Here is a 21,551-nt window from a genome sequence, read left to right on the forward strand (position 1 = left end):
AATTTGAATTAATCAAGATTTTGTATTCAATACGCGTACTTTTTTTCTATTCTTGATTCTTTTTCTATGTTATAATTAATTTAATAAAATTAGATGGGGTATGAGACGAATGCTGGAACGTTTATCTAAATTAAGAAAAAATCAAAAATGGTCCTTACAAGAGACAGCAGATCGACTTGGGATTGCGAAAAGCACCTATGCCGGGTATGAAAATGGTTATAGATTACCTTCATTACAATCTTTATCAAAAATAGCCGATTTATTTGATACATCTGTAGATTATATATTAGGCCGAATTGAACATTCACATCAAAACAAAGATGTAATTGATATTACAAGACTCCTAAACGATCCAGATCCAACACTTTTAATAGATGGAGAAGCACTGTCAACAGAAGAGATAATAGATTTTATTGCTTTTGTGAGAAGTAAACGAGAACTAAGTTCCAAGAGAATAGAAAATATTGAACCAACATGTAAAAGTTGATTCAATAAAAAACGAAGACACTGTACTCTTTAAACTTAGAAATACTTAGACAATTAATTTGCAAACGGTTTATATAATGAATTCTTAGCAGCTGGCCTCATTCGGGGACTTATACTTGGAAACAATCCCATTGGTTATATGATTCAATTATTTTTCATCATTTGTATAGTGGTAGCAGCTATTTTCGGAGGTTTCACATCCAATAAATCAATTATCATGAAACAAGGATTTCTCGCTATTTTAGCGTTGCTTGCCCTTTTATCTGTCATATAGAACTAAAACTTTTCAATAAAGGAACTCACTTTTGAAGAATACGCCATTCTTTCTGTAGATTTATAAGAAAGAATGGCGTTTTTGTATGTCTATTTCTGTATCGAAAGAATTTGAAAGTATAACAGAATTTAAACAAGAATTAGCAAAGTATATAAAGTACTATAATCATGAAAGAATCAAGGAAAAATAAAAGGAAATGAATCCAGTATTGTACTAGGCTCATTCCCTAGAGGCTATTTAATAAACTGATCTTTCTAACTTTCGGGGACACAGTCTAATTGAAGTGCTACAAGCAACGAATGTACTATTTTAAAGTTAAGTGTTTAACCTTTAAGTACTTAAATTCTTTTTTCCAGATAAAGCATACATTATATCTTGATGTTTTATTGTCCTCTTATAATTATGTGGTATCGGGAATTTATTTCGGTGTTCTTTTATTATAATTATGATTACTATAAGTGATAAAGCTACAGGTATAAAAACGATTAACAAAGCATCTTAATGTTTATGAAATTCTTTGTTAATCGTTTCTCTTCTCCCTAATCTCCTGCGAGACTATATTTTTTTGTTAAAATTTTCCATATCTTATTTGATTTATTCTGTAACACCAGATTGGGTTACTTTTACATCAGCTGTTACACGAAAACGTAAATGTTTATAGGATTCTTCCCATTCTTGACTGTTCCATTTTCTTACGTGAGTTCTACCAAGCTTTCTAAGTCCTATAGGATCTGTGTCTTTTTTAATAAATCTTTTTATCAATGTAGTTGCTTTTTTTTCTATTTCTTTTTCCATAATTTTTTCTAATTTTTTTATTTCTTTAGGATTATCTAGATTTTTTGTTTTTGTAAATTCTTGAATTTCAGCTTTAACTTGAATATGAGCATTTACGAATGGATGCTTACTATTCCCCTCCATCTTATATTTTGTTCTAGCTTTTATATTCTCTATCGTGGCGTAAGTATTTGAGGAACCAGGTAGTTTGAATTGGTATGTACCTTGTTTAAAATTATCTGTCAACAATTTAAATACAAATAAATCTTTAGGGTTTACTTTATCAACCATTTTACATCTTTTAAAAAGTGCTATTCCATCTAACTCCAACACATTACCTTTTTTAGATATTATCGGTAAATATGAATCTCTCGCATCATCATTAAGTTGGTTTAAAAACATAAAAAAATTTGTTTTTGGCTGCGTTCCATTATCCATATTTTGCTCCAGTAAAGAGGATAGATAGGAAGCAATTTCTTTTTCTTCAGAATAATTCCCCTTTAATAGTGATTCCCCTTTTACATTTGTAATTGCTAAATAAATTGCATTTCCTACACTAGGATTTCGGTTCAAAGTCTCTAAAATTTCCTGCATTCCCTTATCAATTATTTTTTCATTAAATATAATAACACGCAATTGCCCCAACTCTAGAGGTCCAGAAGATTTTTCGGATGCTCTTGCAAGAACTTCTCTACCAGTCTGGCCTGATGCTGAATAGATTTTCGTTTCACCTTCCCCGCCTCCTTTATAAGCTGAAATCGCAAAGGTTCCTTTTAGCTTACCTTTTGCTTCGGTATCATATGCCGCAACTTGAACTAAGTCAATGTCATCCACAATTTTCGTTTTAGCACAACCTATTAAGAAGACACTTACTATAAGGAAAAGTATCCATCGCTTCATGTTTATCTCCTTAACTTTATTTTGGCGGTTTGAATTAGCCATAATATAGGTAGGTATACATATATATATACAAAGCCAATTTGACCTGTCCAAGTATTTAATAAGTTAATTTTATTACGGTTATTCAAGAAAAATGATAAAACAAAGATGAACAGGATGATAACTGGCAAAACATATTTTTGCTTTATTCCCAGTGCCTCTTTTATACCACGACTTACTCCCCATAATGTAAAGGAAACATTGGGTAATATAAAAAAAGCCCAAACAGAAACAATAATGTATTCAAACCGCTCTATAAAGGGAAATTGTATAATTTTAATCATGCTTAAATATGCCCATATCGCGCTCGCTAGTTGTTTTTCACTAAAAAACGCAAGAGTTAAAATCATAAGGTATGTGTAGACAATAGTCGTTACTAAATTTGCATAGTGCGCATATTTTTGAGACGTTCTTGCCTTTTTAATAAATGGGTAGTATAACAATAACATTTCAAATCCAAAAAAACTAAACATATTTCCTTTCATTCCTTTCATAATTTCTAGGAATGAATGCTGTGCAATTGGAAATAAATTTTGGAAATCTGCATACTGCAAAGGATAAAAAAATGTGAAGATTAGAATGCTTGGGATAACGATTCCAAAGAAGCCGATTCCAGCAACTACACGAAATCCTCCAGTCACAATGTAATAACATAGACCCAAAAAAGCCCCTGCTATAATCCAAGATGAAATGGAAGGAAACATCCAAACATGTACTACTTCGATATAGGTATGTAGTGTTGTTGCACCTAACAATACAATATAAGATAAAAAAATGAAGTTGAACAATCCACCAATCCATTTTCCAAGTACGTCTTGATTGATTGCAATGATATCTCCATTACCCTGATTTAAAATCTGATATATAATCCAAATCATAAGATTAACAGATATTCCAAAAAGCAGCGTGCTAATCCACGCATCATTTCCAACTAATTTTGCACTAATCCTTTCAAAACCAAGCATACCAACCCCCATCTGTATAGTAATAATTAAAAAAAACACCATATATGGAGAGACTTGATACTCAATTGGGATCTGTTTCATAATGCTCCTCCCTGTTAATTTCAATCATCAAAATCATTTCGTGATTTGATTTTATTTTTCTCTACCTCTTCTGGATTAAAACGAAAACGCTGTTTAGATCTTGAAAAAATAGGACGTCGAAACATCGCTGAGATCGGCAAACGGATAATGCTGTCTTTCCAATCTGTAGGGCGTGTAGGATAAAAAGGAAACAAATAAGGACGTCTTAATGATTCTGTACGTAATAAACGTGCTAAAAGCAAAGAGCTTGTTAAAACAATTCCTAATAAACCCAACAGGTGTGCAGATATTATAAAAGGAAAACGAATTACTCGAATTGTATTACCAATTCGATATATTGGTGCTGTAAATGAGCTAAGCGCTGAAAGTGCAACAATAATAATAAGTACATTACTTGTAAGACTTGCCTCTACAGATGCCTGTCCAATTACAATACCACCTACTATACCGACAGTTAGACCCACTTTAGTTGGTAAACGTGCCCCCGCTTCTCTCAGTAATTCAATCGTTATTTCTAAAAAAAGCGCTTCAATTAATGGAGGAAAAGGTACTTTACTTCTCGATATGATTAACGTTTCAAGAAGTTCTTTTGGAATAAGCTCGTAATGATATGTTAAGATTGCAACATATAATGGAGTCGTTAAGACAGAAAACATAAAAGCAAAAAGCCTTAATAGACGAAAAAAAGAGGCAATAATCCAAGGCATGGTGTAATCTTCTGTGGTAGAAAAAAAGTCAATTAATGTTGTTGGAAGAGTGATCGCATAAGGTGAGCCATCTACAAAAAGTGCAATTTTCCCTTCTGCCAATACAGCTGCTACACGGTCTGGTCGTTCTGTATTCAAAAATTGAGGAAATATAGAATTCGGGTTGTCTGCAATTAACTGCATCAAATACGTGCTATCCAAAACGTGGTCTGTTTTTATTAGACTCACCCTTTTTATAATTTCTTGTAGATTTTGATTATTTACAATTCCCTCAATATATACAATCGCAACGGTTGTGTTAGATAGAGAGCCTACTTTCAATTCCTTCATTTGTAAATAAGGTGTTGGAAGCTTTCTACGTACTAAATTTAAGTTTACATCTAAATCTTCAACAAACGCGATTTGTGGACCCACGATATTGTATTCAATTTCAGCTTTTGTAATATCTCTTTTTTCTTTCTTTGCCACATTGATTAACAAGCCATTTAATTTATCTGTATCGAACTGAATAAGTATATAGCCGTTTAAAATACTATCCTGAATATCTTCCATTTGATTTGTTATTTTTGAATTTTCAAAGGGTAAGACAGACCGAATATCTTGTAATGAATCGAAGCTCTTCTCTTTTATATAAGTTAAAACCTCTTCATGAAATATATTTACATCGATTAAGGTTCTAAAATATGAAATGACTATAGAGGATTTGTTTGAAGCGATCTCCAACGTTATAAAATCTTTAGATTTTTTTAGTAATTGCATTAATTCCTGCAAAGATTTTATAGAGTGAACAGGTACTTTTTCATGTGGTTTCAATTGATAATACCCTTCCTTTCAAAAAGAACCTATATATAGTTTTTAGAAATTTCTATTTTAAAAATGAGGGATATTTATATGTGAATATGCTCCTTAAAAATAATGCCTTTTTAACTAACTTAACCAAAATTAGTTAAAAAATGTATTACAAGTAAAAATTTGAAATGTCTCCAGGAAAAATTACAATATTAAAAACATCCTTTCTTTTGGTTCTAAAGAAAGGATGTTTTTATAACAGGCTTTTTCAAGTATCTATTCTATAGGGTACATTTACCAGTGTTCTTCTCTTTATTATTTCATTAAGTAACATTGGCATTACATTCTGTATGGTTTCTTAAAAAATTTCAGTAAGAGAATATCTTAATTTTGAAGTGTACAAATAGGGAGAGTGACTTCAACTGTAGTCCCCTTATTCATTTCACTCTTAATAAATATCTTTCCCTGATGTGTTTCAATGATTTTATAACAGATCATTAATCCTAAGCCAATCCCCTCTTCTTTAATACTATAAAAAGGTTCTCCGAGGTATGGTATACGTTCTTTTGGAATCCCACACCCTTGATCGATAAAACGAATGCTTACTTGATTATTATCAAGTATATTTATTTGAATCAGAATTTCCCCTCCCATCGGCATAGATTCAATTGCATTTTTTAATATATTAACAAATACTTGTTTTAATTGATTTCCTTCACATGAAATCAATGGAATACCAGGGTTAAGATCGATTCTAAATTTTATATTATGCATCATTGCTTGAGGTTGTAGTAGCATTAAAACTTGATCCATTAGCACACTAATGTTATTAGGTTGCATTTTTACTACCTGTGGTTTGGCTACCGCCATAAATTCAGTTGTTATGCTCTCTATACGCTCAATCTCTGATGATACTATATTAATATAACCCTGATTATTCTCATTTTCCGTTGATTTTAGTAATTGCATGAACCCTTTCATTGCAGTTAATGGATTATTAATCTCATGAGCCATTACAGTCGCTAATTGTCCTACAACAGCAAGTTTTTCAGATTTTCGTAATAATTCTTCTGTTTTTAGCCGTTCAGTGATATCACGAGAAATACTTAGAAAAACTTTTTTACCATTTAAGTTAAAAACACGAACACTAAACTCAGTTGTTATTACTTTTCCTGTTGGGAAAACATATTCATCTTGCAAAGTGAAGGAAGTTTGTCCTTTTTTAATTTTTTCTAATAACCTTACGATTATTTGAGAATCTTGTGGTACTATATTTGAAAATGATAATGAGAGCAACTCTTCTCTACTATATCCAAATCTTCTACACCCAACAGGGTTTACCTCAATAAATCGACTTGGAGCATTATCTTCATTCAGCTCTACTACATATACCGCATCAGTTGCTTGTTCGATTAGTGCACGGTACTTCATTTCACTATCTCTTAATTGCTGGTGTAATCGATGCCGTTCTCTTTCTGCTTGTTTTCTTTCAGAGATGTCTCTACATATTGCTGATAAAGCTATCACATTTCCTCTTACATCTAGTATAGGAGAAACTGTCAGACTGATATCAAGAAGACTCCCATCACTCCGTTGTCTAACAGTTTCTAATCTAGTAACCACCGATTCTCCTGTTAGAATTTTCTGAATATTTTCGAGCGATTCTTCCATTAAAAAATCCGGTACACAAGGTAATCTCTTACCTATGATTTCTTGTGATGACCACCCAAATATCTTTTCATAAGCTTTATTGGCTTGTAAAATATGCCCTTCTCTATCAGAAATGGTAATAGCATCTAGATTATGCTTTATAAATGATTCTAATAATTCTTTGGTAGCGCTTAATTCTGATTCTACCTTTTTCCTTTCGGTTATATCAACTGTAGAACCAACAACTTCAATAACTTGTCCATTTCGTTTAATTGGCCTAAGCGCAATAAGAATAATAGTTTTATCATTTGGCCAAGGTAATTCAAATATAATTTCTTTTCCTTCCCATGCCTGGAGATAGTACTTCATCAATTGTGGAACTAAATGTGGAGGAATAATAGAAGCATCAATAGTACGTAAGCTTTTTCCTACCACCTGTTCAGAATAAAATCCGTTTTGATAATAAAACTGTCCATCACATAAAGTGTGTATAAAGTGCTTATCCACTTTTTTAAATTTAAAAATTCCTCCTTGAAGCTCATGTACGGTATCTGTAAGTTCTTGCTTCGATTTTTTTAATTCTCGATTCATTTTAGATAAGTCCTGTGTTAAATAATACAATCTCTGGTAGGCTTCCATAAGAAATAGCCCAATTAAAAGTCCTAACGCTATATATAATAGGCCTCCTGTGTAAAGTAATGTAGTATTAAATAATACGCCAACTAACCACTTTATTCCAATAAAAACAGAAAAATATAACGATGCACTTTTAAAAGGATGTAGTTTTTTAAAATAAGTTTTAAAAGTAGAAAATAGAATCCCCATACATAAATAAGCAATCACAGGAGGTTCCCAATACTCTCCAATGTAAAAAATACGCATTAATATTATGCTAATTAGCGTAATCCAACCAGCAATACGACCAAAGTAAATAAAAGATAGAATAAGAGGAACAACTCGAAGATCGTAGGAAAATCCCATGTATGGAAAAGAAAAGAACATTAACGTAACTGCAATAATCCCTCCATAGAGCTTTTCGAAATATCGACTAGAATTAATTGTAAACACTTGAATAAATATTGCTGCGCTAACTAATAAAGAAAAAATAGAAAGGTTGATGAAATAATCTTTAATAATCATGTAATGTCCCTCCTTGCATTAAGTGTATTCGACAAAAAAGCTAAAAATCCTACAAATTGTACAAACAGTTCAAATGCATAAATTTTAAACTAGGATAAAATCTGGAAAAGTAAATAAGGAACACAGCAGATGGGATATTTTAATGAAAAATAGTTCAAAAAAGATAATAGTAACCGTTGACTACTATTATCTTTTTTCTTTAAGTTATCGTAATACGTATGAAACTCTAAGGGACGTGGTATGTCATTTCATCAAACAATGATTATATACTGAGTCATGAATATAGAAATTTCAGCAGTAATTTTTGAAAAATAACATAAAAAACAAAACTATCTTTGAAAATGGAAAAAATCTATATGAATGTCAACTAATCTATGTACAAAAACGTTCACTTAATTTTGCATAAAATCACTCCACTTAGGAAGCTAAGTAGTTCTTCAAGGTCGATAAGAACACCTGTAGATGCTTCAGGATAACTACATAATTGTATGGGTAATGTACTTGAAACCTTTCGGTAAAACCATACACATAATGCAAGTAACGCCTTGGTTCAATATTTACTTTTTCTTGAGCTAAGTATTCTAGGACATAAGGAGAAATATACCATTACAATTTTTCAATTAACTTGTTGTCTAGTTTATTGTCCAGCTCCAATTACTTCGTTACTTTCAGATTCAGTTCATTATATTTTGTACTTTGTCTTTATACACAACATATTCTTTACCATCCACTACTGCTACTACCGCAAATTCATCATTTGGATTGAATGAAAGCCAATCAGCCCACATGTTAGTATTAGCCCCTCCACTCCACATATTATGAACAGTGTTTTTAGTTAAATTCATAACTTTATAAGACGCATTTGGCGCATTTGTTCCAGTCTTTATTTCAAAAGTGTATGCGTTATGAATCTTTTTATAAAAGTAGAAAACGTTTGATGGACGAAGCTGATTCAAAAAATCCTGTTCTTTTTTCTCTGCAATTTTTATCCCTTCTTGCAAAGTGACAACATCTGTTTTTAATGTTTTCCAACTGTTTTTCGCTGCATTCAAGCTAGGGGTTAAGAATTTATATTTATTTTGATCAGCTTTTTGATCAGCTTTATCAATATGTCCCAGTACACCCGAATATTGAGAATCTAAATCCTCCCATTGCGTAGACATATAGGTAAGAGCAGTGATAGCACTATCAAGCATACTATGCATATCACTAATATTATGAAATGCAACTCCAACTACACGATTCAATGTTATTTTATAATCTACAGTCTGACGCAATTTTGCTAATTCAGGTTCTAGCCAACCTAACTTACCTCTTGCATCACCTATCATTATGCCACCAGCAATCAAGGTTGGAATAAAGGGGATTTTCACCATGTCTAACCCCTTAGATTCTATATCTTTCTGATATTTTACTTGTCCTAAAAGGTCCTCTAGACGCTTTTGGTCAGCCTCCACATCGGCACCTTGGTTTTTTAAAATCGATTGCAATGTCTCTTTATGACTTCCAAATGTTCTAACATCTTCTCCAATAGCATTTTTTAATTGCATTAATTCTTCTATTAATGCTTTTGCAGACTTTTGATTTTGTTGAATTCCTCCCTGTAAATCTGTAATCCCTTTTTTTAAAGTATCTCCATTTCCAGTATTGATCGCCTCTACTAATGTTTCATAATAATTTTCAAATTTTGTATCGTATTCTATAATGCCTGTCAATGTATCTAAAAGCTGTTTTTTTACTTGTGTATTCCATGTAACAGCATGTGCTCTTGCATTCTTTTGATCTTGTACAATTTTACTAGGTAAATCTGCATTTCCATTAATAGTTATTCCTTCAAAACTCACATCTGGATTATTAATTAGCAAATAAGAGTATTCATTCATAGCTTTTGCAAATAAACCAGCATCTTGCAAAGCTTTTTTCATCTGTTCTTCATTTGCTGAAAGAGATATATTTTCAATGTTCGTTTGTTCAATTTCAATTGCAAAAGTTTCTATTGGTATGACTGCATAAGTAGTTGTTATAGTTATAAACGCTGATACAGCGAGTAGTTTATTAGGGATTTTTTTCATCATTTCGTATTCCTCCTATATAAGGTATGGTTTCAAGTTCTAATCTTATTAAAAAGCGATGTCTTTCAAAATGAGTTCTACATCTTTTATCAGTATCGTTTGAACTTTCTTTAGCAGCCTTCAAATCATTAAGTATTAAAGAAAATGTATATAATCTACTTCAAATTAACCGATTCTGTTGCAAATTTTAAAAAAGCAATTAAACTACAAGGTTATTTTTTATTCGAATCATACTTATATATAATTGAAAGGCGAAGTCTTTAATGAGACTCCGCCTTTCTGTTATATAAGGATTTATCAATTATTACTTTTCTGTTTAACAGTGTAATCATAGACTTTCTATGTTTTAGTTCACTTTACAACAGAATTAATATTTCCCTATTTTTGTGGAGTAACAGTTTCCACTTTTAATTCCTTTATTCCTTCTTTTAATGTAACAGCATCTGTTCGTAATGTTTTCCAACTGTCTTTCGCTGCATTTAAATTAGGCTTTAAGAATTTAAATTTATTTTGATCGGCTTTTTGAGCTGCATTCTCAATATGCCCTAGAACGCCCGAATATTGAGAATCTAAATCATGCCACTGCGTGGACATATAAGTAAGAGCGTTAATAGCATCATCAAGCGCCTTGTGCATTTCATTAATATTACTGTAAGCAACTCCAACTACACGATTTAAGGTTACTTTATAATCCACGGTCTGACGTAATTCTGCTAATAAAGGCTCTAACTTACCTAAATTATCCCTTGCTACTCCGACTATAATACCGCCAATTATTGGTAGACCCAAAATAGCACCCTTCATTACATTAAACCCATCAGATTCTAATTGTTTATAATAGTTTACTGATCCTAATACTTCTTCTAGACGCTTTTGATCGGCATCAACATCTGCACCTTGATTTTTTAAAATTGACTGCAAGAGCTCTTTATTACTTCCAAAAGCTCTAACATCATGTCCAATAGAGTCTCTTAATTTAGTTAATTCTTCTATTAGTTGTTGTGCATACTTTTGATTTTGTTGAATTTCACCTCGCAAATCTGTAATCCCTTCTTTTAAAGTTTCTCCATCCCCTGTATTAATCGCTTCTACCATTGTTTCATAATAATTGTCAAATGTTGTATCGTATTCAACAATACCATTCAATGTATCTAAAAGCTGTTTTTTTACTTTCGTATCCCAAGTAACAGCATGTGACCTTGCATTCTTTTGATCTTGTACGATTCTACCAGGTAAATCTACATATCCATTAATGGTAATTCCCTCAAAATTCACATCAGGATTCTTAATTAACATATAAGAATAGGCATTCATAGATTTTGCAAATAATCCAGCCTTTTGCAAGGTCTCTTTCATTCTCGCTTCATTTGCAGAAAGAGCCGTATCTCCATTATTCGTTTGTTCAATTTCACTTGCAAAAGTTGTTACTGGTGAAACTACATTAGCAGTTGTAATAGTTAATAGCGTCGATACAGCGAGTAATTTATAAGGGATTTTTTTTATCATTTCATTTTCCTCCAATTTAGGTTTTATATTTCAGTTCTACTCCTGTTTAAAAGCAATATCTTTTGAAATGAATTCTGCATCTTTATGAATATCATTCCAACTTTCTTTAGCGGCTTTTAAATCATCTGGTATTAAAGAGAATTTGTGGTCTTGCATAGAATCGATATTATCCAGTAAATCTGTATAATTTGCGCCCATTGTATTCCATTGCTTTTGAATATTTGTTAGAGACAATATCGCTTGATCTACAGTCTGATATAAATATGCCAATGTTTCTTTCGCGTTAGTAAGCGAAAGAACTGCTTGATTAGCACGATCTGCTTTCATACTTAATTCTCCGATTTTGTTAGAAATTTCATTATAGGAGTCCATATGCTTAGATGCTGTGACACCAGCCGCAGTTCCTAGACCGATACCAGCTGCACCAAGAGCCGAGAGTCCACCAACAACAGCCGGTGTTGCTGTACCGCCAGTTACAACAATAACGACCGCTCCTCCAATAGCTGCAATAACTAAAATAGCTGCTCCCAATCCACCACCAATTGACCATGCTAATACATCATCAAAATGTTTTTTCTGAGTAGAACGAAGTTGCTCAATTTCAGCTTGAAGTTGTGGAATCGTTGCCTGTTGACCTGCTAATATTGCAGTTAATCCACCTTTCCCATCTGGACCACCAACATTATTTTTAAAATCTGTAGAATTTTGATATAGTTTCCCTTTGAAGTCTTGTAGCATCTTAATCACATCTGTAACTTCTTTTGAATTTGTATTGATTGTAGTAATTAAATCATTTATACCCTCTTTTAGACCTGCCTTATCTTTCTTTTGTACAGTTTCTACTAATGTGTCGTAATAATTTTGAAATTGTTCATCGTAATTTACAATATTACGAGCAGTTTTTTGAATCTGTGGCTTCGCTGTATCTAACCAGTAATTCGCATTGATTCGTGACAGCTCTTGATTAAGGTGAATATTTTTGAGCAACTCTCCCCCCTCTGAGCCTAAATCGATATTAGATAAATTTACATTTGGTTGCTTAATCATTGTTTTTGCGTATAAATCCATTACTAGAATATGAGACCCTGTTTCAGCTAATGCTTTCTTCAGTCCTTCGGGGCCTAATGCATAATTGCCTACTTTTTGTTCTTGAGCGGTCGTTTCTTGTGCAAATGCATGAATAGTGTTACCGGTAGTAGCAGTTATAACAGTTGCTAATGTAGCTAAAGTTAGTACTTTGAATGGAAATTTTTTCATGACTATTCTCCTTCTTTCGCTAAATGCTTATAATCTTTATGAATTCCTAAAAAACGCAATATTAAAATTTATATACTTGTTCTTCAAGGTAACTTATTACATTTTTTAATTGTCTTAATGTATCTTTTTGAGACTGCTCGCTAGTTGTATCAACATTAGTAGATAATTTTGTAATGCTATTTTTTATTAGATTTAAATCTTCTTTATAGCGCTTTAGTAGATCAAGTTCTACATCTATTTGATTTGCAAACGTATGCAAATCATTTTGTGTAAGAAGAAGCATTGATTTTTGTAAATCAGCTATTGATAATTTCGTTGTTAAATCATATATTTTTTGATTTTGTTTCTCTAAATCATCTAAATATGCTCGCTGTTCTGCTGTTAATTTATTTACTTCAGCAAAAACGCCAAATGTTTTCTTAATCTTTTCGGTATCAATGACCTTCATCAGGTCATACTCTTGTGTTTTTGCTGCGGCTGCGGCTGCTATTTCACCTTGTTTGCTTTTCTCAATTGCTTCACGAGCTGCTTTTTTTGCTGATTCAATCTCTAGAGCCGTTTTACCTTGCTCTGTTGCTTCTTGCACTGCTTTTTTCTCAGCTTCTAGAATAGAGTTGTTAATTTCTTTTCCTTTGTTATATGCTGCCACCCCTGCTTGCGCAGCTGGTTCAATAATTTCTTTTGAAAGACTATAAACTTCTTTGAATATAGCAAATCCCTGTTCATTTAAAGCCCCTGGTATTAATGCAATTTGCTGTAAATCATTTTGAATTGCTTTTTTTGTATTTAATATTTCATTTTTTAACTGATCTATTTTTCCTGTTCCATCTGTACTTAGTATGCCTTGCGCAGTTGCCACATTGGTATCAAAATCTTTTAATTTTTTATCAAGCTGTAATTTAAGATCTGTTAATTCATTGATTTGCCGTTGCGTATTTTCTTGATTCGTCATAGCCATTTCTTGAAGTACTTCAAGTCTATCCGAAAACCCTTCTCTATCTTCTTTATTGTCTACAAACGATTTTAATGTCGGGTAATAGCTATTAAATTTTGTTACAAATCCTTTGCTTTTTGAATTTAATAGAATTAACTGTGGATAGAGTTCCGATGACCATTCCTTCATATCTTGTTTGATTAGGAATTGATTTGTATTTAAAGCTGTGACTTCCTCTAACTGTACATTAGGACTCATTAAAGATTGATCAATATACGTTTGGATTAATTTAGATTGCGCACCTAATTTTCGTAATGAAGAGGAAATATCCATGCCTTCCTGTTGAGTTTCTGCTTGAACGATTGGTGTTGCGAGAGTATTGATAGGAATATTTCCTCCAGTTACAATGGATGTGACTAATAATCCTGTAATTATTTTAGTTTTCATTCCGTACACTCCTTTACCATTGTTTTTATAACTTAATTCATATAACTTGTATGACCTCTCTCTTTGTAAACTGATTAAGAAGGAGAAATCTTTCAGATAGGATAATATCGTTATTTTTTACTTCTAATAGAATGTAAGGATTTTACTTACCTCTCACTTCGATACTCTATTTTTTCAAATATAAATAACAAAAATTTATTAACTATATTTGAATCAAGCACCCTATGAATAGTAAATGTGTAATTCTTCCCTAGAATTGCGGTTTAACTTACAGAACCGCGAGAATCAATAAACCAATGCTTACAGTTAATCTTGCCATAACATTGTTTAATTTAAATTTAATAATATTACTCTTAGTTTTATCAGCAAACTCCTTACTAGACTAAAAAAGGTAAAATTATACTGTACATCGCTTATACTTTTATTGCGGAATAACTTCACTTTTGTTATGCAGAAACTTAGAACACGTTTATTACAAACTTGATTCTTGACCTCTTGTAAATAAATAGACTATTCGAAAAATATTTTCAACATAATGTTACTTACAACTTCACTATAATTCCTATTAGCGTAACCTTATCCTTTCTGTCTGGTCATACCAGTTATGTTGTTCATTAAAACATTAAATTTTTAATGCGTAAATAGAAAAATTTTGTCGATTACGATCGATAATTTACTGTTAAATAAAAATATGAACCGAAAAAAATTATACAAATATAGTTATCCGTAAATTTCATTTCTGTAATTGTAATGATTACAAATTAATGTGTATACGGTTAAAAATAACTATTTTAGCTCAACCGAGAAATTTTATTTTAGAAAAAATACTTATAGAATAATATAATAGGTCTTTTTATACTTTTTTACCTTTATTTAGTTATGTATAATTGCATAAAATGTAGATATATTTAGTAATATATGTTATATTGTTGATTTTTTCACAAAACATCCTAATATCATTATTAACAAATATTCAGTATGAAGATATTAGTCTATAAACTTATCATCGTTATAAACATAGGTTTTAAATTACAAAAAAGCTGCAAAGCTTCCTTGGAACACTTTGCAGCCTTCTGTCTTTTTGTTTTCTTTAACAAAATAATGGTTAGTGTATTTTCATTTTTTGGGATACTTATACCCATGTTTAAGTCTTTACATTGAAGACAGCGGATAACAAGCTTATATTACTGTATATTTTTCACGGTACTGCCTAGGAGTCATACTAGTGATTTTTTTGAAAACTCTTATAAAATAACTTTGGTCATTAAAGTTAAGCCACGCACAGATATCTGATAACGAATAAGTAGTGAGTGTTAATAATTTTTTTGCTTCTTCCACTCTTTCCCTTTGAATATATTCGCTTAAAGTAATTCCCATTTCTTTTTTAAATAGTTTAGACAGATAAGTAGGCGTAATTTCTAAATGATTAGCAAGTTCATTCAGAGATATTCCATCGTAAACATTTTTATTAATATGTTTTATACATGTAGTAACCGCGTAAGAATACTTTTTTGCATTGTATTCTTTCACACGATCTGCAAAGGTACGTAAAGCGTCCCCTGATAATCGCTTTACAGATTCTACATTATCTAATTGTTCTAGGGTTTGTATATATAAAATACTATGGGCAAAAGCAATATCTGGTGGCAGGTTTCCTTCTATTGCATATCGAGTGGCTAAGGTAATCGCAATAATTCCAAGGTTTTTTTGATTCCTGAGCGGATCCTCTATTAGCATAAGTTCAACATCTTCTTGCGAAACCGCATACATATACTGTATTAACTTTTTTTTATTTCCTTCTTTAATAGTCGAAAAGAAATCATTTACTAATGCCATATTGTGCGTTTTAGGTTTGTTTTGTCGGCGTTTTAAAATATATAAATCCGGTTTCACAATTTTATTAGGAACTTCCTCTAGTACTTTATTTTTTTCCAAGACAATATCTACATCTAACTTTTCATTGAAAATCATGTAATGTAATAAAATTCCCATATCAATTAATGTAGTTTTTTTAATCTCAGATAAACACTGATAATAGGCAAGTCTTTCTTGAATGTTATCATTTGATTTAAATTCTTTCTGAAATTTTATGATCATATCATCTGAATCTTTTGAATGTATAGTAGGACCGATTATAATAGTCCCTTTAATATCATCATGATTTTCTATATGAATTAGAACAAAATTTTCAAGATAGTTGTTACTTCGGAAAAGTGGCAAGTTAAAGGGATCGTTTTCTTGATAAATATCAGTAAGATGTTCTTCTTTTGAAGAATAAAAAGGACTACAAACATTATCAGATGTAGAATGATATAAAATTTTTCTGTCTGCAGATAAAATATGTACAGGGGCATTAAATGCTTTATGTGCAAGATCACACAAGTGTTGTATATCGATAGAAGTATTCATTACATTCTCCTTTATAGATCCATAAAATATATTCTGTTATATATAATTCACGACAAATAATACTATAAAATATCAAATTAGTACAATTCACAACAAAATATTACTATATCTTTTTTATAAAAATCATATATTATTTAATTGTAGTTAGCATCTAAATATCAGAGTAGATAAGATAAGTAAAGGAAATAAGCTAAGTTCTTTTCTTAATTCTACAAAATATAATTATTGAACTTGAGAAAATAGTGAAGTACTACAAAATACAGTGGTAGTCAATGCGAGGACCACGCTGGAAAAAGATTTAAAATAAAGCGAAAGTAACAGGAGATACTGTACCACCGCAAGAAATAACAGTCAAAGTTCCAATTCAATCCTTTCTACAAATTGAATTCAAGAAATAAATACTGCTAATTTACATGTGAAACTGAAAAACTATTTTGCTCCAAATTTTAGAAAAAGATAATAAAGAAGTTGTGAAATTGGAAACAGATGAAAGCGATACGGCTATTTTTGAAGCACTATGCTTTGAAAAATACAAGGTAGAGGAAATTCAAGGATTCAATTAAACATTTAATTGAGAGAAAGGTCTTTTCATCAACTAAAAATAAAAAACGAATGGAATATTCAAAAAATGACACTATATTACTGGTCGTAACATTAGTTTTACTTTCCACAAAAGAGGAAAAAATATATAGACTTTACAAATACTAAAAATAGCAAACTAGCTAGTTTTATTACCGCATCACATAAAGTGAAACTTTAATCAGTGGGGGTTTTGTTCATCCCCCACTGATTATTAGCCCATACCAATCGGGCTTTTACGGGCAGCCCGCCCCCCACCTAACTTCTTTGCTTCCGCTGAATTTTGAGGTGGAGGTCTTACTGCCCGGCAAATAGCGGGATAAACTTATTATTAATTTCCAAATACAATAGTTTTTAATCAACAAAAAAACTTCACTAATTAAGGTGCACAGTAAATTGACCTCAAAACAGTAATTACTACAATATCAGTTTTTACTTATTCTATAAAAAAGAAATATCATTTAATAATTATTACTTTATATCAATTTAGACATAAAACATTTTATTATATCGGCTTAAGTATTATGAAATTAAAATTGCAAATAACACCAAAACTCTTTTAAAGGCTCATACATCGTTCGTATCGGGTTGATTATCTTTTGATACCTATGTCATTAACACAAATAAAAAAGTTTATTACAAAGGAATCTGAGAGGTTTTTTCAATTTCGAAATTTATTTTTTTGTAAATTAAAGGAAAAATAATCCATATATATACGGATTATTTTCTTAGTGTAGTCTGTATTGACCTGTTAACTGTTTTTCAGCCATTCAAACTAAGCGTTTTGTAATCTCTCCACCGATCCGAACCATTTGCAGATGATGTGATGTATCAGGTCCCAGTGTGACCCCTAGTTCAAAAGCACTTTCATACTTCATTTGCTCAATAGTACTTGTAGTAGCAGAAATAAGAATTTCATTTGTATTACTTTCGTATCTTTGAATATTTATAAATAACATGTACCTAATTATGCTATTTACGCATGAATAACCTAATTTATTCCAGTATTTTTATAGGAACCCTTTCCCTCCCCTTATTTCACCAATTAAATTTGAAACACAAATGTACATTGCATTTCAATATAACAATAAAAGCTACAAAAGCAACGAATTTACTATTTTAAAGTTAAGTGTTTAACCTTTAAGTACTTAAATTCTTTTTTCCAGATAAAGCATACATTATATCTTGATGTTTTATTGTCCTCTTATAATTATGTGGTATCGGGAATTTATTTCGGTGTTCTTTTATTATAATTAAAGTTTGAAGTTCTATGCTCAATACTTTTGCGAGGACATGATAGTTATATCCATTATTTAACAGAGAAATTATGTCATAAAACATAGTTTTTCCACCCACTAATTTTACTAATTTATTCTTTAACTCATCCCTTTTTTCTTTAGCTTCATCAATTTCTAACAACATAGATTTTTTATTTGTCTGCTTAATGTATTGAGTATACAACTCTGGGAATTCTTTTTGTACTTCTTTGTTTAATACTGGTTTATATTTAATCATGTAAGTAACTTGTAACAATGAGCGTTTTAACAAACTATCTTCAATGAGATACGCTACTTTATTAAATAAATGTACATATTCCTCAATATTGGAATAACTATTAAAATGAGCTAATACTCTACTTTTTATACTAAAAGCCTTGCCTACATAAATAATATTGTCATTATAATCTTTAATGAAATAAATACCACTGTCAGATTTTTTTAATTTATTATCCAATTCTTCTATACTCATAAAATGCAATTCACTCATACTTCTCTCTCCTTAGCAGTGTTAAATCGTAAAAAACAAGCAAGGTTTCTAAAAAAAGTACTTAGCTGCCCTAGCATCTCTTATTTTATCTCTTGCTAAATGTCAAAAAACTGTTTCTATGTTACTCAACTATCAATATGATTATTAATAAAATTTTCGATCGTTATTATCTCGCAATTTTATCATGTAATTTCGAGATCGTTTCCTCATTTAAATTACTGTGTTTTATCGAATAAAGGAAATATACTACTACCCCAATAGTAATCCAAATACTAAAGTACACCCATGTCCTTAACGGTAAATTTAGCATTAAAAACACACAGCATACAATTGCAACGCATGGTAATACAGGTACAAAAGGTACCATAAATCCACGTTTTAAATTTGGGTGTGATTTACGAAGGATAATAACTGATAGACAAACTAACGCAAACGTCACCAAACTACCGATATTAACTAAATTAACTAATTCTTTCAAATCAATAAACCCAGCTATTATAGAGCTCCCTATTCCTGCCAATCCAGTTATAAAAGTCGGTGCTCCAGTTTTCTTATTAACTTTCGCAAATGATTTCGGTAACAATCCATCACGACTCATTGCAAAGAATACTCGTGTTGCCGCATACATATTGGAAAAAATAACAGCCATAAGGCCAATTACAGCACCTGCAGCAATTGCACCAGCGACTTTTCCTTGTCCTACAACTTCCATTACATAAGCCATCGCCTCAGGAACATTTAATTCTTTATAGGAAACCATTCCTGTCATAACAAGGCATACCATAACATAAATAATTGTACATATGATTAATGATGCAATAATACCGATCGGAAGATTACGTTTCGGATCTTTTACTTCTTCTGCTGAAGTTGCTAATATATCAAAACCCGTAAAAGCGAATAAAATAGCTGCTCCACCCGTAAAAACTCCACTTAAACCGTATGGTGCAATTGGTATCCAGTTCATTGGTTTTACATAGAATATACCAACCGTAATAAACAACAAAATCATTCCAATTTTAATCAATACCATTATATTATTGATTCGTTTACTTTCCCTCGTACCACGAGATAACATCCATGCCAATATCAATGTAATAATTACTGCTGGTAGATTCACAATACCACCATGCGAAGGAATCGTTACTAGAGCTTTAGGTATCTCTAATCCAAATCCCTTTATTAAATTGTGGAAATAGCCTGTCCATCCAGCAGCGACAGCTGCTGTTGCCACGATATATATTAACAGCAATGACCAACCTACTAGATGAGCAACAAACTCACCAATTGTTGCATATGAGTACGTATATACACTACCAGACGCCGGGAGTGTAGAAGCAATTTCCGCGTAACATAATGCTATAAATCCACATATAATTGCTGCAAGTATAAATGAAAAAACAACTGCTGGACCAGCATTTGTTGCTGCTACTAATCCAGTTAACACAAGAACACCCGTTCCAACTATCGAGCCTACCCCTAACATAATTAAATCAAATGCTCCTAATGTTTTCGTTAAAGTCTTGCTTTGATTATGCTCTAACAATTGTGTAACGGATTTCTTTTTTAGTAAATTACTCATATTTTCTGTATCCCCTTTAAAATAAGGTTTGTTCTTCTCGTTAGTGTTGTATATAAATTTACTTAGTTATTAACTAGCCTCATAATATTTCTTTTACATTAAATAGATTTGAAATATTATATAAATTCGCTTCTCACTTACTAGTTAAACTAGACATTTCCATAGATTTTTGCGTACAACGTTTCATAGCTGAAATGATAGCTGTTCTTAAACCTTTTTCTTCTAGCGTTACTACAGCTTCTATCGTCGTTCCACTTGGAGAACAAACCATATCCTTCAATTCACCTGGATGTATTCCTGTTTCCAATACCATTTTTGCAGAACCTAATACAGCCTGAGCCGCAAATTTATAAGCTTGTTTTCTCGGCATACCGCCAAGTACAGCAGCATCTGCCATGGCTTCTATAAACATATACACATATGCTGGAGAAGAACCACTAATAGATGTAACAACATCCATTAGTTTTTCATTTATGACCTCCGTCTGGCCGAAAATATTAAATATGTTCAGTACCTCTTTTATATCTTTTTCTGTAACCATTTCATTAAAACATAACGCAGACATTCCTTCTCCAACAAGTGCCGGTGTATTAGGCATTACTCTAACAACCTTTAACTTTCTACCAAATTCATTCTCAGTGCTCTTAATACTTTTTCCTGCAGCAATAGTTACAACGATTACATCATTTTTTATTTGATCTTTTATTTGGTTAATTACCGATGAGTATAAATCTGGTTTGATTGATAAAATTAAAATGTCAGCACTGTTAGCGACTTCATTGTTGTTAGTAGTTATAGTTATGCCATATTCATTACTAGCATTTTTTAAATTAATGACGTTTAAATCTGAACAAATTATTTGATCTGGAGAAACTATATTTTTTTTTATCATCCCACCTATCATAGCAATACCCATGTTTCCACATCCGATGAATCCTATTTGTTTATTCATAATAATTTGCTCTTGCTCCTTCTACTCTAAATTTTATTGATTTTGAAATTATTATTCTAAATAAGGGCTATTACAATTACTTGGTTTATCAATAGAATTTCAAAATTCTCCTTCCTATATAGAGCTTACATATACCTCTAATAACTTCTTTGCTTTCGCTGAATTTTGAGGTGGGGGTCTTGCTGCCCGGCAAATAGCGGGATAAAATCATTTCTTTAATCTATAATAAGAAGGACATAAA

At 31.4% G+C, this 21,551-nt stretch carries 15 protein-coding genes and 2 pseudogenes; 4 read left to right on the forward strand and 13 right to left on the reverse strand.

Features of this window, described 5'->3' with window-relative positions; translation table 11 throughout:
- Positions 1-109: 109 nt before the first annotated feature.
- From ansR to ACTL4X_RS15365, 3 genes and pseudogenes are all read left to right on the forward strand, one after another.
- Entirely contained in the window at positions 110-487 is a 378-nt protein-coding gene (gene ansR / locus ACTL4X_RS15355) for an HTH-type transcriptional regulator AnsR (protein WP_000893569.1), read from the forward strand.
- Positions 488-544: 57 nt separating this feature from the next.
- Positions 545-760 (forward strand): annotated as a pseudogene (locus ACTL4X_RS15360) (DUF1304 domain-containing protein); the annotation flags it as partial.
- A 103-nt stretch (positions 761-863) separates the two neighbouring features.
- Positions 864-950 (forward strand): annotated as a pseudogene (locus ACTL4X_RS15365) (IS3 family transposase); the annotation flags it as partial.
- A 404-nt stretch (positions 951-1,354) separates the two neighbouring features.
- Here the strand turns inward: ACTL4X_RS15365 and ACTL4X_RS15370 are convergent.
- The 9 genes from ACTL4X_RS15370 to ACTL4X_RS15410 all read right to left on the reverse strand — a co-directional run bounded on the left by ACTL4X_RS15370 (position 1,355) and on the right by ACTL4X_RS15410 (position 16,430).
- Positions 1,355-2,434: a Ger(x)C family spore germination protein gene (locus ACTL4X_RS15370; RefSeq protein ID WP_000832874.1), complete on the reverse strand. Its 1,080-nt coding sequence runs from the start codon at positions 2,432-2,434 to the stop codon at positions 1,355-1,357.
- A 2-nt stretch (positions 2,435-2,436) separates the two neighbouring features.
- Positions 2,437-3,519, reverse strand: coding sequence for a GerAB/ArcD/ProY family transporter (locus ACTL4X_RS15375; RefSeq protein ID WP_000809697.1), 1,083 nt, complete (start codon positions 3,517-3,519; stop codon positions 2,437-2,439).
- A gap of 20 nt (positions 3,520-3,539) precedes the next feature.
- Positions 3,540-5,039: a spore germination protein gene (locus tag ACTL4X_RS15380; RefSeq protein ID WP_000802296.1), complete on the reverse strand. Its 1,500-nt coding sequence runs from the start codon at positions 5,037-5,039 to the stop codon at positions 3,540-3,542.
- 360 nt (positions 5,040-5,399) lie between these two features.
- Entirely contained in the window at positions 5,400-7,805 is a 2,406-nt protein-coding gene (locus ACTL4X_RS15385; protein WP_000584286.1) for a PAS domain S-box protein, read from the reverse strand.
- 674 nt (positions 7,806-8,479) lie between these two features.
- Entirely contained in the window at positions 8,480-9,880 is a 1,401-nt protein-coding gene (hblB, locus tag ACTL4X_RS15390) for a hemolysin BL regulatory component HblB (protein WP_000976155.1), read from the reverse strand.
- A gap of 375 nt (positions 9,881-10,255) precedes the next feature.
- On the reverse strand, positions 10,256-11,383 hold the full coding sequence (gene hblA / locus ACTL4X_RS15395) for a hemolysin BL binding component B (protein WP_000591975.1): 1,128 nt from the start codon (positions 11,381-11,383) through the stop codon (positions 10,256-10,258).
- Between the two features lie 36 nt (positions 11,384-11,419).
- Complete coding sequence (gene hblD / locus ACTL4X_RS15400; protein ID WP_000714435.1) at positions 11,420-12,640, reverse strand: hemolytic enterotoxin HBL lytic component L1; 1,221 nt, start codon at positions 12,638-12,640, stop codon at positions 11,420-11,422.
- Between the two features lie 61 nt (positions 12,641-12,701).
- Positions 12,702-14,021 carry a hemolytic enterotoxin HBL lytic component L2 gene (gene hblC, locus ACTL4X_RS15405; RefSeq protein WP_000850151.1) on the reverse strand — a complete coding sequence of 440 codons (1,320 nt, stop codon included), beginning with the start codon at positions 14,019-14,021 and terminating at the stop codon, positions 12,702-12,704.
- 1,179 nt (positions 14,022-15,200) lie between these two features.
- Entirely contained in the window at positions 15,201-16,430 is a 1,230-nt protein-coding gene (locus ACTL4X_RS15410) for a helix-turn-helix domain-containing protein (protein ID WP_001097917.1), read from the reverse strand.
- 434 nt (positions 16,431-16,864) lie between these two features.
- Between ACTL4X_RS15410 and ACTL4X_RS15415 the strand changes: the two genes are divergently transcribed.
- Complete coding sequence (locus tag ACTL4X_RS15415; RefSeq protein WP_000939298.1) at positions 16,865-16,993, forward strand: hypothetical protein; 129 nt, start codon at positions 16,865-16,867, stop codon at positions 16,991-16,993.
- Between the two features lie 786 nt (positions 16,994-17,779).
- On the opposite strand, the gene ACTL4X_RS15420 is transcribed toward ACTL4X_RS15415, so the two are convergent.
- The 4 genes from ACTL4X_RS15420 to proC all read right to left on the reverse strand — a co-directional run bounded on the left by ACTL4X_RS15420 (position 17,780) and on the right by proC (position 21,310).
- A complete protein-coding gene (locus tag ACTL4X_RS15420) occupies positions 17,780-17,968 on the reverse strand; it encodes a small, acid-soluble spore protein, alpha/beta type (protein WP_000897406.1) in 189 nt (62 codons plus the stop codon).
- Between the two features lie 181 nt (positions 17,969-18,149).
- Positions 18,150-18,776 carry an excinuclease ABC subunit C gene (locus tag ACTL4X_RS15425; RefSeq protein WP_001292161.1) on the reverse strand — a complete coding sequence of 209 codons (627 nt, stop codon included), beginning with the start codon at positions 18,774-18,776 and terminating at the stop codon, positions 18,150-18,152.
- 166 nt (positions 18,777-18,942) lie between these two features.
- Positions 18,943-20,358 carry an amino acid permease gene (locus ACTL4X_RS15430; RefSeq protein ID WP_000067462.1) on the reverse strand — a complete coding sequence of 472 codons (1,416 nt, stop codon included), beginning with the start codon at positions 20,356-20,358 and terminating at the stop codon, positions 18,943-18,945.
- 133 nt (positions 20,359-20,491) lie between these two features.
- Positions 20,492-21,310, reverse strand: a complete 819-nt coding sequence (proC, locus tag ACTL4X_RS15435) for a pyrroline-5-carboxylate reductase (protein ID WP_001041291.1) — start codon at positions 21,308-21,310, stop codon at positions 20,492-20,494.
- Positions 21,311-21,551 lie beyond the last annotated feature (241 nt).

Origin of the sequence: Bacillus sp. RE35 (genome assembly GCF_052146655.1) — a bacterium.
Taxonomy (GTDB): domain Bacteria; phylum Bacillota; class Bacilli; order Bacillales; family Bacillaceae_G; genus Bacillus_A; species Bacillus_A cereus.

Bases quoted from the DNA above. Each gene is read 5' to 3' on its own strand.
- ansR (WP_000893569.1), top strand. From the start codon at position 110: ATGCTGGAACGTTTATCTAAATTAAGAAAAAATCAAAAATGGTCCTTA.
- ACTL4X_RS15430 (WP_000067462.1), bottom strand. From the start codon at position 20,358: ATGAGTAATTTACTAAAAAAGAAATCCGTTACACAATTGTTAGAGCAT.
- ACTL4X_RS15410 (WP_001097917.1), bottom strand. From the start codon at position 16,430: ATGAATACTTCTATCGATATACAACACTTGTGTGATCTTGCACATAAA.
- ACTL4X_RS15385 (WP_000584286.1), bottom strand. From the start codon at position 7,805: ATGATTATTAAAGATTATTTCATCAACCTTTCTATTTTTTCTTTATTA.
- hblD (WP_000714435.1), bottom strand. From the start codon at position 12,640: ATGAAAAAATTTCCATTCAAAGTACTAACTTTAGCTACATTAGCAACT.
- ACTL4X_RS15420 (WP_000897406.1), bottom strand. From the start codon at position 17,968: ATGTTATTTATAAATATTCAAAGATACGAAAGTAATACAAATGAAATT.
- hblA (WP_000591975.1), bottom strand. From the start codon at position 11,383: ATGATAAAAAAAATCCCTTATAAATTACTCGCTGTATCGACGCTATTA.
- ACTL4X_RS15425 (WP_001292161.1), bottom strand. From the start codon at position 18,776: ATGAGTGAATTGCATTTTATGAGTATAGAAGAATTGGATAATAAATTA.
- hblC (WP_000850151.1), bottom strand. From the start codon at position 14,021: ATGAAAACTAAAATAATTACAGGATTATTAGTCACATCCATTGTAACT.
- ACTL4X_RS15375 (WP_000809697.1), bottom strand. From the start codon at position 3,519: ATGAAACAGATCCCAATTGAGTATCAAGTCTCTCCATATATGGTGTTT.
- ACTL4X_RS15370 (WP_000832874.1), bottom strand. From the start codon at position 2,434: ATGAAGCGATGGATACTTTTCCTTATAGTAAGTGTCTTCTTAATAGGT.
- proC (WP_001041291.1), bottom strand. From the start codon at position 21,310: ATGAATAAACAAATAGGATTCATCGGATGTGGAAACATGGGTATTGCT.
- hblB (WP_000976155.1), bottom strand. From the start codon at position 9,880: ATGATGAAAAAAATCCCTAATAAACTACTCGCTGTATCAGCGTTTATA.